The organism is Algibacter sp. AS12, assembly GCF_046736315.1.
Classification (GTDB): domain Bacteria; phylum Bacteroidota; class Bacteroidia; order Flavobacteriales; family Flavobacteriaceae; genus Algibacter_B; species Algibacter_B amylolyticus.
In genome coordinates this window covers 4,327,850-4,341,449 of record NZ_CP151841.1, presented here as the reverse complement: position 1 = coordinate 4,341,449, position 13,600 = coordinate 4,327,850, and the positions used below count along the sequence as shown (strand labels likewise).

The window sequence follows — 13,600 nt, the reverse complement described above, 5'->3', positions numbered from 1 at the left end:
AACCCACGAATTTTTCTTTTAAGCACAGACCTTTTTTACAGATACTTGCTTTCGTTTTATCACTTAAACCGCTATTATTTTTATACATTGTTGTACACTGGCTTTTTTTCTTCAGCTTGTTTTTCAGCGTTGGAAAAGACATACTCTTTTGCAATTTTTGATTTAGCATTGGCTGGTGCGAATTGCAAATGTGTATGGCTTTTAGCGTTGGCTTTTTCAGCACTTTTTTCCTTTTTCAGAAGATTGCTTAACGAATTAGAAATATGCCACATTAGTACTGGCGGTACAGCATTTCCAATTGCTCGATACTGTCGATTATCTGAAACACAATCTAAAATAAATTCTTCTGGAAAAGATTGAATATTTGAAGCTTCTCTTGGTGTAAATCTCCTGTATCTACCTTTTATTTTTAGAACTGGGTCTGTGCTATTTAAACTAACTTTTGCTAAATGTGAACTAATAGTATTACAAGGTTGTTCAGGGTCTTGGTCACGTCCTTTGTTCATTTTCTCTCTAACTCGTATCATTCCTTGTACAGCTCTTTCGCTAAAAAACCATTTCTCGTCTTTATTCGCTTTTAAGTCAATAACTTCTTTTAATTTAACTTTAGAACCATTCAGCGTTGTTGGTTTTGGAAATTCGTAATAAACGTAGTCTTCATAGTTTTTAAATCCTAATATGAAAACACGCTCTCTTTTTTGAGGTATTCCATATTCAGATGCATTAAATAGTTGATATTTCACGTAGTATCCTGCTTTCTCAAATTCCTTAACAATCATTGGAAATGCTTTTTTCTTATTTGCAGAAAGTAATCCTTTAACGTTTTCTGCAATAAAAAATCTTGGTTGTTTTTCTTTCAAAACATTAACCATTTCAAAAAATAGCTTACCACGGTCATCTTTATATCCAAGACGTGGCGGATTTTGAGCACTTATTGAAAAAGATTGACAAGGAAAACCACCTAAAAGAATATCGTGTTCAGGAAGCTTTTCAATTTCCAAATCTCTGACATCTTTAGTTTCACATTGATTCTTAAAATTACTGTTATATATTTTAGTTGCATAAGGGTCATTATCTACTGCATAGACAACCTTAAAAGGTAAAGATTTATAAGTCTTATTAAGAAATTTAAAGTTTCCTTCAATGCCTAAATCCATTCCACCGCAACCGCTAAATAACGATATTGCTTTTAGTTTTGTATTTCTAATAATGTTTGCCATTGTCCTGCGTTTTGAGAAAATTCAACTACTAAATTCTTGTCTACTTTTAAATTACCTTGTTTATATTGTTCAACTGGATTTTGAATAATAAAAACATTTTTTCCGCTATCATTTGCAACTAAATAATAAATAAAATAATTATTACCTATCGTGTCTGCGGTGTCCCATTCATTAGGTGTAAGTTTAAATCTATTGTTTTTTAATGCCTTCCGAGATTTAGTTGTCTTGACTTCAATATATCTTTTCCTTTTTTCTATTTCAACACTTTGAATATCATAACCAACTCCCAGAGGTGTCGGGATTTTATTTATTAAATGTTGCCTTTTTGTTTCCTTTGTTCTTAAATACTCGTGAGCAAGTATTAAGCTTTCTCCATAATCTCCAATTATTTTTGTAGGGACTGTTTTATCTCCTTTAATTCGAGAATAATATTCTTGAATAATACTTGAAATACTTTCGGATTCAGAGGCACTCAATGAAGGTGCAAAAGCTTCTATATTATCAAAGCTATTTACATAAGAGAACCAATCCTGTTCTAAATCGGCTATTTCGGGATTAGTAATTTCTTCCTTGTTATAAAATTTATCATAACCCGAATACCATTCGGAATTTTTTAAATGATAATTAATCGCATCTTTATTTTCATCATTCAAGTAATAATAATAGCCTGTTCCTTTGTCATTTAATAGATTGGCTAAAACCATATAATCTAAAATGTCTCCTGCGTATCTGTGCAAATCTCCTTTTGAAGGATATTTATCTGTATTAGGATTTTTTAGTTGTTCATATTTATGATTGTACGATACCTTTTCTGCTCTATGTTTTAGTATCATTTCGGCAACATCTCTTGGATGCCTTCCATCTCTTGTTACCCTTAAATCAAAATACGCACATTGAGTTAATTCTTCTGCCGTAAAACTGAATGGTTTCCCAATTAGTTTTTCTCCCTCAATTAAAAGCTGTAAAATGAATTTGCAAGGTTTGAATTTTACACCTGCATCAATTTGTTTTATTACATTTTGAGATTTTATATGACCTCCTGGATATTGAAATGAAAATAAAAAATAGTTGAAAAACTCATCTAAATATTGGTTATTAGATAATCTAATTGCACTTAAACTTGGTCTTGTTAAACCATTTTCTTCTTGAATAAACGCAAATAACGCAGATATTTCTGTTCTCCAATTGTCAATTGTTTTTTGGGTAGAAGAGGCATTGTTTTTAAAACCAAATAGAACTTGATTTAGGTTTTCTTTGAACTCTTGTTTTGGAAGTATTTCCATTTCAGAAATAGAAGTTGACACATACAATAGCACTTCTTCAACATCATTTTTAAAACGAGGTCTTACGTGATGAAGTCTAAAAAAATATTCATCTGGAATTTGATATGACTTGACTAAACTCATAAATATTTTTTGATTGTTTCAGCTAAAACCTTTGCCAAAATAGGTGGTACTGCGTTTCCAACTTGTTTGTATTGACTGGTTTTACTGCATTGAAATATAAAATCATCTGGGAATGATTGTATTCTTGCACTTTCTCTTACCGTTGGAACTCTATTAAACTCATAGTGAAAATGATGTCTATGACCTGTATCGATTGTAAAACTCGGTTTTTGGCTGTTCAGTCTTGTCCAAGCTATATTGACCTTTCTTGTTTCGTGTAATTCTTTTGGCAAACTTTTATAATTACCTCCATCTGGAACCATTGCAATTATTTCAACTGTTTTTTCTTTATGCTCGGTAATTTGATGATTGAAAATAAATTTATTTCCATTTCGCATTTGTTTTTGAAATGGACTTTTATGCTTATTTAAATAAGGTGTTCCATCATTAATTGTATGTTCAGTTAAATCTGAAATAGCTTCTTCAGAAGTTACTTTATCATTTGTTGTTGTTGGAATTGGAAACTTAAATTCTGAACCATTTTTTAAACCAACGAAAAAAGCTCTTTTTCTATTTTGAGGTACACCATAATCTGAAGCCAATAATATTTGATGTGAAACTTTATACCCAAGATTTTCAAAATCCTTTATTATTTGATTTTTAATAGCTCCTTTTCCCATTGACATAATGTTAGGTACATTTTCCATTAGAAAAGCTTTAGGCTTGAAATGTTCTACAAAATTCACAAATGTTTTATAAAGTTGATTTCTTTCATCCTCTATTATTCTTTTTCCTGCAATAGAAAAACCTTGACAAGGTGGACCTCCAATTATTACGTCCACTTTATCAATTTTTTCATTTTCCGAAACAGTGACTGGGTTTAGTTCGAGTAAATCAGCTACAATTCCTTTAGAGTCTTTATGATTAAAATTAAATGTTTCTATTGCATCTTTCCATTTATCAATACCTAAAGATATTTGATATCCTGCATCAATGAAGCCTTGTGACAATCCACCACAACCACAAAAAAGGTCTATTACAGTATTTTTTTTACTCATTTTCAAAATTCAATTTTCCTTGTTTGGTATTAGTATTTCTTATGTAGTTAGCTGTGTCTTCTGCGACACTAAAAATAGATTCAGAGCACTTGTATTTAAAAGCTTCTCGTGCAAATTTGTCAGCGAAAAACAAGTCAGTTACTCTTTGTAAATCGAGATTTAACAATTTCGATAATGATTTGAGTTTTGACTTACTAAATTTTTGAGTTCCGTTTTCAATTCGACTGATTGCACTAGAATTTATTCCGATTTTCGCTCCAAATTCAGTTTGAGTCCATTCTCTTTTTTCCCTTTCGGTTTTTATGAAATGCCCAAAACTTGCCATTTTTCTGATTTTATCAATTTAGGGTTTGACCTATTTTTAGCAAATGTAATATTAATTTGCAAATTTTGTATCAAGTCTATAAATATTTTTGGGTGGCGGTGGGGAAGTGAAAGCTCTTTTTATTTTGTGAGGCACGAGCAAAATGAAATGTGCTTGAACGTGCGGTGGGCTTTTCAGAGCTTGTGTACAACGTTTACGTATATGGAAAGTTGCGTGTTTGTGTGCGAGGATTTTCCGAAGGAAAATCAGAAGCTAGCAAACAAAGCAACTAACATTGGTTAAGCACAAAATAGCAATTTTTTATATACTTTGTTGTAACACGTTTTTTATTCCGCTAAATATTTTATTTAGTTCTATTTCACGTTTTTCAATTCCGTCCATTTTATCAATTTTCTGTCCGAATATTTTTTTCCAAAAACCTGTTTTTATAAATTCATAAGAATAGCTGAAGTTTGAGTCAGATTCCGCAATATAAAGTTTGGATTTCAGAATTTTGTCGTTTTTCACGAATTGAACTTCTTTTCCTTTCAGTCCTTTTTCGAGAATTGAGATAATTCCGTTTCGATTCCGCTCATTAAATTCCAATGCAGGATTTCCATATTCAGCAGGCTCGTTAAATTGGTATTGATAAAAATATTCTCCTTCTACATATTTGTTATAACCAGGAACTGTCGGATTGAAAATATGCAAATAGATAAGTAAATTTTCTTTTAAATATCCAACTCGAATTTCAGTCAAAGAATTTTTGTTAGCCGATTTAAATGTCTCAATTTCCGCTTCTCCTTTGAATTCAGTTATTGGATTTTCAAATTGTCCGCTGTCAATTAAAATTCGGTTAATAAACTCTTTCCAATCTTTAAATTCCTGCATTTTCTTGATTTGGTCAAATGTGTTACAACGGTCTCGGCTATGAGTAGTTGCGTGGTTTAGCACTTAACTTTGCAAGTACGCACCAAACTGAAAATCCGCGAGGATTTTCAGAAGTAGGCGAGAACAAGCAATTACTTATAGCCATTGTTGTGTTTAGTTTTTTATAGTCCCGTGAATTCAATGTCAAACCTTCCATCTCTTATTTCCACCATTTCTCCATTTTCGTTTATAGCATCAAACCAAAATGTTCCGGCGATAATATAATTTTCAATATCGTGATATGTAATTTTCACCTCTCCATTTATTAAATCCGTTGTTGTGTAAAATCCATTATCTATTCTACCATCTCTATATAATCCAAAGGTTTGGAATTGTCCATTCAAATTTGAGTCACCATATGAGCCCAATTGATACGTATTTCCAGCCAAAGAAATAGGCTGAAAGGTTATTGGGTCTCTGTAGTCTATATCATATACTTGTATATTCAAGTTTTGGTCATCTCCAATCCCTGAATTTTCGTGACGTATTCCTAATGCAAAGTAATAAATATCATCATCGTTGGAAAATCCGAAGAATTTAGGCGGATTTCCAAATCCAGTTCTATAAGGAACTAAAACTTTTCCGTTAACTAAACACGACATACCACCTGTTCCATCATTATTTATTGATGTCAAAGTATCATCGTCGTCTTTTGAACAAGATATCAGGCTAAATAAAATAAAAAGAAGAAATATTTGTTTCATTTTAATTCGGTCGTTAAATTAAACACAACGTTTATGTATATGGAAAGTTGCGTGTTTGAGTGCGAGGATTTTCCGAAGGAAAATCAGAAGCTAGCAAACAAAGCAACTAACATTGGTTAAGCACAAAATAGCAATTTTTTATATACTGTGTTGTGAGTAGTTATTTGTTATTATTCAATTGTGTTCTTATTTTATTTTCTAATTTTTCAAGCTCAGGAATCAGATTTTCTTTAGGAATTTTAAGAAATTCGTTCCATTCTTCGGAAAAATAGTTGGTGTATAAAATACTTTGCTTTTCTAAATAGGCTAAATCTATATTTTTGATATTAGTTTTTCTTAAGCTGTCTATTTTATATTCCAATTTTCTTCTGTAGACTTCGCATAAGTCGAATCTGGTATTTGCAATTCTTAGAGAAATAGGATTTGTCGTGTCATTTACAAAAGATTTTTCAGGAACAAAAGCAGTTTTCGTTTTATAGTAAATCTTATCGTCGATTCTATATCTTGCTGATATACCAATATTGGCTTGAATATTGTCGGTTAGCGTTTTACTCTCGTCATAGATAAAATCATTCCATTTTAATTCAGTTTTTTTACTCCATATAATATTTTCTTTCATTATCCACCATTCCTTAATGTCAAAGAAAAAACGATTAATAGCTAAAAACGAAATAAATCCAAAAAATAATACCGATATGAATAATATAATTTTTTTTCTCAATTAACTTGGTTTTAATTACTCACAACGTGTTTGTGTATGATTTCGTTGCGTGTTTAAGCACTAAATTTAGCAAATACAAACCGAATAGAAAATCCGAGAGGATTTTCGTAAGTAGGCGAGTAGTAGCAATGAATTATACACATTGTTGTGCGCTGGCTTTTACCAATCAAGTTGTAAAGCTTTATCAGAACCAGGTTCTACTTTTAATTCCGCTCTACAATATTCAATGGTTTCGGTTATAATTTTATTTATTTCTCCAAAACTTTCAATTCGATTACCCTCAAACATTGGTGTTACGTCAAGGTTCGAGTTTATAGAGTGAAATATTTTTTCATAAAGTTCAGCCGTTTTTTTGTCGTTTCTTAAAACTCCATAAGTTATCCGAATAGCATCAAAAGGTCCTTGGTTATGATAAACTTCTTCTCCATTTATGATTGGGAACATCCAAATTTTAACGTCATCTCCAATTTCCGTTTTATTCTTGATTCCAAAATAGTCATCCACTTGTTCAAATCCCAATTCAGCAAGTTTTTCAAATTCTCTGCTATTATGAGGTCGGTCAGGATTTTCAAATCCAACGATTAAAAATAAATCTCCAAAAGTCGGTTTGTCAGAATTAAACTCGAAGTCTATCCTGATTCCCTCGTGCGCCAAAACTTCCAAGTCCACGTTTTTCCTTTCCATTTCCTGTTTTTTCTTTCCACCGTTACAGCTACAGCTTAAAAGTCCTAAAATCAATATTAAGATTATTAGTCGGTTCATTTTTTCAGCTTGCGCACAACGGCAGACTGTCTAATAACTATTTAAGCTTTTAGTGATATTTAGAAACAGTTATAAAGTAATTTTCAGGTAGTTTTTGTATCTTTTAGTTATGAAATTCATACTTGGAAAAGACCGACAACAGACCTGCCTTTTTCCTGTTTCTCTTGAAGATTCTATAGAATCTAAGAACAGCGTAAGGTCTATAGATCAATTTGTAGATTCACTTAACCTAGCAGAACTCGGATTCCGTTCAGACTTTATAGAAAACGGCCCTCCTGCTTATAATCCATCTGTCCTTCTCAAACTTTACATATACGGATACATGAATCGTATTCGTTCTTCTCGACAATTAGAAAAAGAATGCAGGCGTAACATTGAAGTGATGTGGTTGCTTGAATCGCTAGCTCCAGATCACAACACCATTAGTAACTTCAGAAAAAATAATGGAAAGGCTATTAAAAAAGTGTTTTTTGCTACCGTACAAATTGCACGCAATTTTGGGCTTATCGGTGCTACACTTATTGCTGGAGACAGTACTAAGTTTAGAGCTCAGAATAGTAAAAAGAACAATTTTAATCAGAAGAAGATACAGCGCCACTTAGATTACATAGACAACAAACTAGAGCAGTACAATAAAGCCCTTGAACAGAGTGATAGTGAAAATGAGAAAGAAAACATCAAGAAGAATATTGATAAACATCAAGGTCGCAGAAATGAATATGAAAAACTAAATGCACAGCTGAAGACCTCTGGAGAACCACAAATTTCTACCTCAGACCCTGATAGCAAGCATTTGATAGTGCGTAACAATATTACTGAAGTTGCTTACTGTGTACAATCTACTGTAGATGCAGATCATAATATTCCGTTCGACTACTTGGTCACCAATATGAATGACTCCAAAGCTATGGGACAGATGTTGCAGCGCGCTAAAACTATTTTAGGAACAAACACCTTTACCGCACTTTATGATAAAGGATATCATACGGGGAGTGAATTTAAAACTGCAAATCAATTAGGTATTAAAACCCTTGTCGCTATCCCTGGAATAGGTAGAGCATCACAAGCCCCTGATCCAAATTATAACTCAGAACATTTTAAGTACAATAAAGAAAACGACATGTATACTTGCCCGGAAGGAAACATACTTAAAAGTAATGGCAGCACCTATAAAGGGCGTAATTATCGTTTCAAACAATATAAAACAAACAGATGTAAAACCTGCCCAGTAAGAGCATTATGCACCACTTCTAAAGTAAATGGAAAGGTGATACAGCGCAGTGAATACCATCAGTATATTGAAGCTAATGCACAAAGCGTATTGCAAAATCCTGATGCGTATAAAAAAAGGCAAGCCATGGTTGAGCATCCTTACGGAACCATAAAACGTCAATGGAGTTTTGATCATATTATGACTAAGAAAACTATGCAACGCGCTAGTGCTGATGTAGGCTTTATGTTTATTGCTTATAATTTAACAAGAATTTGGAATATCATTAGAAAAGCTAATACGTGTGCTTTTAAAGCTTACAAGTCCTTTTTTAGGTTCATAGTATCTATTCTAATGGGTTTTAAAGTAGTATACGAACAAAAAGATCTTAGCATACAGCTAATTCAAAAAACTGTATTTTAGTAGAAATATATAAAATTGCAGTCGGTTATTAGACAGACTGACGGTTTTGTATAAGATTAGTTGCGGTTTTGTGCGAGAGGATTTTCCGCAGGAAAATCAGATGTAACAAAAGCGCAACAACCTTTGTTTAAGCCTAAAATAAGCAATTAATTTTATACGTTGTTACCACACGTTTTTTTATTCCGCTGTATTATTAATTCAGTTTTTTATTTTCTAAAATGTCAAATCCGAAATAGCCTTTTCTTACTTCAAGTTCAACGTTCGTAAAAAAGTCCATTTTTTTATAATATTCGTGATTAAAAACTAACTCTTTTATTTTTCCATTATAATTTATTCGGAAAGTTGGTTTTCTTTCGTCTCTGTGATATTTCCTTCCAGGTAAAGATGAGCGTTCTATTATTTTAAATGTTTCTTTTTTAGGTGTTTTTTCAGCAAAGTAGTAATTCGTTAACATAAAGATTGAGCAAGCAATAAATCCATAACTCAAAATATATTGCATTCCAGAATAAAAGTAAAGCCCAATTCCTTTCTTCTTATAAGTCTTTCCGTAATTCTTGAAGTCAACCCAAAAAGTTATAATTCCCACAACTAAAATAATTCCGATTAAAATTGAAACGTCAATTATTGTATTCCGAAATATTGTGACTTGCCAAGCCATTAAAAATAATCCTAAAATCAGAATTGTCGCATAATATATTTTTCGTTGTTTTTTCGTCATTTTCGGCAATGTGTGGTAACGTCTCAGTATATGAAAAGTAGCGTGTAAGTACACAGATACTTTTCCGACTAAATTAACGTTATTAAATAAGCAACACAAATAAAATTTGGCACGAAATTAGCTATTTTTTATATACATTGTTGGCAGTAGTTTTTTGATAATCAGATAAATTTTCATATATTTCAATTAATATTGTACATTTGCAAAAGCAAGTAATTGCTAATTTAAAACTAAAATGAAAACAAACTATAGAGCATTAGACGTTTCCTCTTTCTTTATTAAGAAAGGTGTCAGTCCGTTGAAATTACAGAAGTTACTGTATTATTCTCAGCTTTGGTTTTTTGTTAAAAATGACAAAAGGTTATTTGATGACAGAATTCAAGCTTGGATATATGGTCCTGTGGTTTATGATGTTTGGGCTAATTTTAAGTTTATGAAAAGAAGTTCTATTATTCCAAGTAATAGAGCTGTAAATTTGGACTTGGATGATATAACTGTAAATCATTTAAATGATGTATGGAAGTCTTATGGTCATTTAACAGGCTCAGATTTAGTTGATTTAACTCATAATGATTTACCTTGGAAAAACAGTAGAAAAGGGCTTTTAAGTAATCAACCGAGTGATAAAGAAGTAATTATCAACAAAGATACTACAGTTGATTTTGCATTAGATTCTCACAATAGAATTCCAATTGTAAATACACAAAACACTTTAGGGCATTATTCTAACTTTTAGAGTATGGCAAAAAAAGGTTTGGTATTCATTCAAAATGAGTATCCAAAAAGTAATGAAGATTTTTTATATCGTCAGATTTATAGATTTATTCCTGAATTTGGAAAGTCAATCAGAACTATAATAGAAGTTGAAATTTACGAAAACAATATATGTGTAATTTCTTTCTACGAGCATAATAAAGGAACTGAAAAGAATAAGTATAAATTACGCTCAAATATAGGCGCTGGTCACACAAGAGCTATATTCAGAGCTTGTTTAGAAGCATATTACAATTTAGAAGAAGATTTTGCTTTAGTTTTTTCTGCCGCTAATGATGTGGGTGAAATAAAAGAAGATAATTCAAGATATTCCGCATACTTACTTTTCTTATCTTACTATTTTAAGAATTATGATGATTACAATAGGCAAGGTTCAATTGCTATAAATACTTTAATGTTGTATCATCGAACATTTCAATATAAAGATGAAGCAGATCTTTTTTATAGTGAATTTGAGAAAAAAGTAGAGTCAAATCTAAATGAATTAGATGATGATTCTGATAAGCCTTAAATTACTGCCAACGTGTTTGTATAAGAATAGTTGCGGGTTTGTATGCGAGGATTTTCCGAAGGAAAATCAGACGTTACAAACACGCAACGCCCTTTGATTAAGCACTAAAGCCGTAATTATTTTTATACGGTGTTACCCTTTGTTTTTTTATTCCGAAACAGATTTTTTATAAACTCCAAAATTGAAAACTTGTCTTTGTTATTATCAGATTTGGAGTATTGTTTTTTAAAGTCGCTTATCACTTTTTCTTTTGTCCGTTTCCCGTATTTTCTTTCGTGCTTTTCAATCAAATCAGGTTTTAAATAAATTCCCCAGATACAATTAGAAAATTCTCCAGCTACAAATTCAATTGTCTCATTATCATTTTTAATCCAATATTTATTAAATGTTTTTAAAGCTCCATATAGAGGGTCTTTTACAATTATTTTTTCATATTCCGTATTCCATTTCAAGCTCCAAATATCAATTCCGCTTATTTCCAAATATTGGCTATCAGCAATCGAAGTGTAAAATTTCCAATCTAAATTCTCAGTCATTTTTAATAAAGGGTAACGGTCTTGTATATGAAAAGTAGCGGATTTTGAAGAACTAACTTTTCAGAAAGCAATATACCCAATAAAACACAAAAACGGTTCAGGTAGTTACCTAAACCGCTATTTTTTATATACGTTGTTGTACCCAGTTATTTTTTTACTTTTCGATTCAAATAGAAGTTAATTGAAATTAGAATTAAGTAAAAAATAGCTAAATATGGTGGTTTAGATTCCATTGGTAAAATTTCAGCAGGAACATCAGGGTGTAAATGGACATAAATTGCAACCACCATCATAATTGCAACGGTCAAATTACTTAAATAAAATAATTTTCTTTTTATAGAACTGTCTAAATTATCTGCCTTAAATACTAAAAATAATAGTGCAAGTCCAACACCAACTTCACCAAACTTTACAAAATATTGCATTATTTCTGGGAAGGGCATTTCAGTAATCGATACTTGTCTATAAATCCAAGTTTTAAATGGTTCAAAAAACTTGGCTATTCCAGGAATTAACATTCCAAAGCCTAATAATCCTGTTATGATTTTAACTGATTTTTTCATTTTATCTTTTTAATGTATTAATATTTAAAATAGCATAAAGCGGATCCCAAGCTAAAAAAGTAGGCATCATTATTATTGCTCCGACAATTCCCCACCAAGATTTAAAATAAAATCCTGATGCGATAATAATTAGACCAAGAATAGCTCGTATAATTCGTTCTGTAGTTCCAACATTTTTTTTCATTGTTATTATATTTTGTTATTGGAAATTGCTTTTCTAATCATCCAACCATTCATTATACTAAACCCTTTAATAGAGAAAATTCTTTTAGCCATAAAGACCATCATTTTGTTCATAAATCCGGGAATTATTGTTCCTTTTTTTCCGAGATTATTTAATGATATTTTGGCAACTTCAGAGGGTTTCATACTTGACATAGGTAATTTTGACCAGTCAATTCCATTATCAGCAACCATATTCGTTTCAGTTAAACCTGGTGCGAGAACACTGATATCTACATTATTCGCCTTGAGTTCTGGATATAACGATAGTCCTAAATTGTGAACATAAGATTTCGTTGCAGCATAATTACTGAAATATGGTGTTCCCATTAATCCAGCCATACTTGATATTAATAAAATACCTCCTTTTTTAACTGCTGACATTTTTTTTGCGAAATGATTAGTCAGTAAATAGGTTGAAGTGACATTCAGTTTAATCATTTGTAATTCTTTTTCTTCTGAAATTTTAAGAAAACTACCGTTGTTTTCCATTCCTGCACAATGAACAAGCATTCCAATTTCTTGTGTATCAATATCTTTTAAAAAGTCTATGATAGCTTGTTCGTTTGATAAATCAACAGAGTAAGTTTGAGGAACAATATTGTACTTATTTGAAATTTTCTCTGCAATGGATTTTAATTTCTCTTTGTTTCTTGCAACTATAATTAGTTCAATTCCAAGTTCTGCAAGTTCTAAAGCAAATGCCTTTCCAATTCCTGATGAACCACCAGTCACTAATGCTTTATTCCCATATTTGTATTTTAAATTTTTCATTTTGAGTTTGTTTTACATAACTAAACAATCATTTAGTTATTGATTAAAAAAATATTATAATTGTTTGAAAATGTTTTCTATATAATTGGTTAGTTGTTTTTGATTAAAAATTCTTGATGCTGAAGAAAGACCAACCATTGAAATGATTAGATAATCTCCTAGTTCTTGAATTTCTGATGTTGCTTTGGTGTTTTCCTGTTCTAAATTTTTTATAAATAGTTGTCTAACATCTGTACTGAATTTTACGATTTGGGCAAGTATATTTTGGTCTGCATCTTTATCAACTTCATTTGCAGTATTGGTAATTAAACAACCTTTGCATAAATCATTTTCTTTAGAGAAATCAATAAAACTATAGAAGTATTCTTTAATTCCAATAATTCCGTTATTTGAGTTCTGTAATTTATTAGTGATTGTGTTTAAACGCTTTCTGTAGAATTTCATACTCTCAACAAATAAGCCATCCTTACTGCCAAAACTTGAATAAATGGAAAACTTATTAATTCCCATTTCCTTCTCAAGCATCTGCATAGAGGTAGTTTCATAACCCTTTTTCCAGAATAAATTCATTGCTTTTTCGAGAACTTCCTGTTCGCTATATTTCTTTGTTCTTGGCATTAATATTCAATTACAGGACAAAACTAAACAATCGGTTAGAAATAAAAAAATATTTTAACTTTTATTTTATAATTTCAATAGATTTAGTTCAGTTTGAGTAGTGAGGTTGTTGTTTGGGTTAATTGGGTACAACGGTTACGTATATGGAAAGTTGCGTGTTTGAGTGC

17 protein-coding genes are annotated in these 13,600 nt (G+C 31.2%); 3 read left to right on the top strand and 14 right to left on the bottom strand.

The genetic code is table 11. The features are described 5' to 3' along the window. Positions 1–80: 80 nt before the first annotated feature. The 8 genes from AAFN75_RS17785 to AAFN75_RS17750 form a co-directional block, all read right to left on the bottom strand. Positions 81–1,220: a DNA cytosine methyltransferase gene (locus AAFN75_RS17785; protein ID WP_411807630.1), complete on the bottom strand. Its 1,140-nt coding sequence runs from the start codon at positions 1,218–1,220 to the stop codon at positions 81–83. Next, positions 1,190–2,626 (bottom strand): protein NO VEIN domain-containing protein, encoded by a 1,437-nt coding sequence (locus tag AAFN75_RS17780; RefSeq protein ID WP_411807629.1) that lies wholly within the window; start codon positions 2,624–2,626, stop codon positions 1,190–1,192. The genes AAFN75_RS17785 and AAFN75_RS17780 overlap by 31 nt, the downstream gene beginning before the upstream one ends. Beyond that, a complete protein-coding gene (locus AAFN75_RS17775; protein WP_411807628.1) occupies positions 2,623–3,663 on the bottom strand; it encodes a DNA cytosine methyltransferase in 1,041 nt (346 codons plus the stop codon). Before AAFN75_RS17775 ends, AAFN75_RS17780 begins: the two co-directional genes overlap by 4 nt. Continuing rightward, on the bottom strand, positions 3,656–3,988 hold the full coding sequence (locus AAFN75_RS17770; protein ID WP_411807627.1) for a helix-turn-helix domain-containing protein: 333 nt from the start codon (positions 3,986–3,988) through the stop codon (positions 3,656–3,658). The genes AAFN75_RS17775 and AAFN75_RS17770 overlap by 8 nt, the downstream gene beginning before the upstream one ends. A 300-nt stretch (positions 3,989–4,288) precedes the next feature. After that, entirely contained in the window at positions 4,289–4,858 is a 570-nt protein-coding gene (locus AAFN75_RS17765) for a hypothetical protein (RefSeq protein ID WP_411807626.1), read from the bottom strand. Positions 4,859–5,019: 161 nt separating this feature from the next. Further along, a complete protein-coding gene (locus tag AAFN75_RS17760; protein WP_411807600.1) occupies positions 5,020–5,601 on the bottom strand; it encodes a DUF6252 family protein in 582 nt (193 codons plus the stop codon). A 160-nt stretch (positions 5,602–5,761) separates the two neighbouring features. Beyond that, positions 5,762–6,322: a hypothetical protein gene (locus AAFN75_RS17755; RefSeq protein WP_411807625.1), complete on the bottom strand. Its 561-nt coding sequence runs from the start codon at positions 6,320–6,322 to the stop codon at positions 5,762–5,764. Between the two features lie 159 nt (positions 6,323–6,481). Continuing rightward, positions 6,482–7,060, bottom strand: coding sequence for a hypothetical protein (locus AAFN75_RS17750; protein ID WP_411807624.1), 579 nt, complete (start codon positions 7,058–7,060; stop codon positions 6,482–6,484). A gap of 133 nt (positions 7,061–7,193) precedes the next feature. On the opposite strand from AAFN75_RS17750, the gene AAFN75_RS17745 reads away from it, so the two are divergent. Continuing rightward, positions 7,194–8,717: an IS1182 family transposase gene (locus AAFN75_RS17745; RefSeq protein WP_411807623.1), complete on the top strand. Its 1,524-nt coding sequence runs from the start codon at positions 7,194–7,196 to the stop codon at positions 8,715–8,717. A 193-nt stretch (positions 8,718–8,910) separates the two neighbouring features. Here the strand turns inward: AAFN75_RS17745 and AAFN75_RS17740 are convergent, their stop codons facing one another. Next, entirely contained in the window at positions 8,911–9,435 is a 525-nt protein-coding gene (locus tag AAFN75_RS17740) for a hypothetical protein (protein WP_411807622.1), read from the bottom strand. Positions 9,436–9,733: 298 nt separating this feature from the next. Here AAFN75_RS17740 and AAFN75_RS17735 point away from each other — a divergent pair, with 298 nt between their 5' ends. Both AAFN75_RS17735 and AAFN75_RS17730 read left to right on the top strand, forming a co-directional pair. Beyond that, positions 9,734–10,171 carry a Panacea domain-containing protein gene (locus AAFN75_RS17735; protein WP_411807621.1) on the top strand — a complete coding sequence of 146 codons (438 nt, stop codon included), beginning with the start codon at positions 9,734–9,736 and terminating at the stop codon, positions 10,169–10,171. Positions 10,172–10,174: 3 nt separating this feature from the next. After that, positions 10,175–10,720, top strand: a complete 546-nt coding sequence (locus AAFN75_RS17730; RefSeq protein ID WP_411807620.1) for a hypothetical protein — start codon at positions 10,175–10,177, stop codon at positions 10,718–10,720. Positions 10,721–10,842: 122 nt separating this feature from the next. Here the strand turns inward: AAFN75_RS17730 and AAFN75_RS17725 are convergent, their stop codons facing one another. From AAFN75_RS17725 to AAFN75_RS17705, 5 genes are all read right to left on the bottom strand, one after another. Next, entirely contained in the window at positions 10,843–11,256 is a 414-nt protein-coding gene (locus tag AAFN75_RS17725; RefSeq protein ID WP_411807603.1) for a hypothetical protein, read from the bottom strand. Between the two features lie 146 nt (positions 11,257–11,402). Further along, the gene (locus tag AAFN75_RS17720; RefSeq protein WP_215939763.1) at positions 11,403–11,819 is read right to left on the bottom strand and encodes a hypothetical protein; all 417 of its coding nucleotides are present in this window, start codon (positions 11,817–11,819) and stop codon (positions 11,403–11,405) included. A 1-nt stretch (position 11,820) separates the two neighbouring features. Next, positions 11,821–12,003, bottom strand: coding sequence for a DUF2892 domain-containing protein (locus tag AAFN75_RS17715; protein ID WP_215939762.1), 183 nt, complete (start codon positions 12,001–12,003; stop codon positions 11,821–11,823). 5 nt (positions 12,004–12,008) lie between these two features. After that, the gene (locus AAFN75_RS17710; protein WP_215939761.1) at positions 12,009–12,815 is read right to left on the bottom strand and encodes an SDR family NAD(P)-dependent oxidoreductase; all 807 of its coding nucleotides are present in this window, start codon (positions 12,813–12,815) and stop codon (positions 12,009–12,011) included. Between the two features lie 54 nt (positions 12,816–12,869). Further along, entirely contained in the window at positions 12,870–13,433 is a 564-nt protein-coding gene (locus AAFN75_RS17705) for a TetR/AcrR family transcriptional regulator (protein WP_215939760.1), read from the bottom strand. Positions 13,434–13,600: the final 167 nt, after the last annotated feature.

Coding starts and splice junctions, on each gene's coding strand:
- AAFN75_RS17745 (WP_411807623.1), top strand. CDS start 7,194: ATGAAATTCATACTTGGAAAAGACCGACAACAGACCTGCCTTTTTCCT.
- AAFN75_RS17720 (WP_215939763.1), bottom strand. CDS start 11,819: ATGAAAAAATCAGTTAAAATCATAACAGGATTATTAGGCTTTGGAATG.
- AAFN75_RS17765 (WP_411807626.1), bottom strand. CDS start 4,858: ATGCAGGAATTTAAAGATTGGAAAGAGTTTATTAACCGAATTTTAATT.
- AAFN75_RS17705 (WP_215939760.1), bottom strand. CDS start 13,433: ATGCCAAGAACAAAGAAATATAGCGAACAGGAAGTTCTCGAAAAAGCA.
- AAFN75_RS17775 (WP_411807628.1), bottom strand. CDS start 3,663: ATGAGTAAAAAAAATACTGTAATAGACCTTTTTTGTGGTTGTGGTGGA.
- AAFN75_RS17730 (WP_411807620.1), top strand. CDS start 10,175: ATGGCAAAAAAAGGTTTGGTATTCATTCAAAATGAGTATCCAAAAAGT.
- AAFN75_RS17740 (WP_411807622.1), bottom strand. CDS start 9,435: ATGACGAAAAAACAACGAAAAATATATTATGCGACAATTCTGATTTTA.
- AAFN75_RS17725 (WP_411807603.1), bottom strand. CDS start 11,256: ATGACTGAGAATTTAGATTGGAAATTTTACACTTCGATTGCTGATAGC.
- AAFN75_RS17715 (WP_215939762.1), bottom strand. CDS start 12,003: ATGAAAAAAAATGTTGGAACTACAGAACGAATTATACGAGCTATTCTT.
- AAFN75_RS17760 (WP_411807600.1), bottom strand. CDS start 5,601: ATGAAACAAATATTTCTTCTTTTTATTTTATTTAGCCTGATATCTTGT.
- AAFN75_RS17710 (WP_215939761.1), bottom strand. CDS start 12,815: ATGAAAAATTTAAAATACAAATATGGGAATAAAGCATTAGTGACTGGT.
- AAFN75_RS17780 (WP_411807629.1), bottom strand. CDS start 2,626: ATGAGTTTAGTCAAGTCATATCAAATTCCAGATGAATATTTTTTTAGA.
- AAFN75_RS17785 (WP_411807630.1), bottom strand. CDS start 1,220: ATGGCAAACATTATTAGAAATACAAAACTAAAAGCAATATCGTTATTT.
- AAFN75_RS17770 (WP_411807627.1), bottom strand. CDS start 3,988: ATGGCAAGTTTTGGGCATTTCATAAAAACCGAAAGGGAAAAAAGAGAA.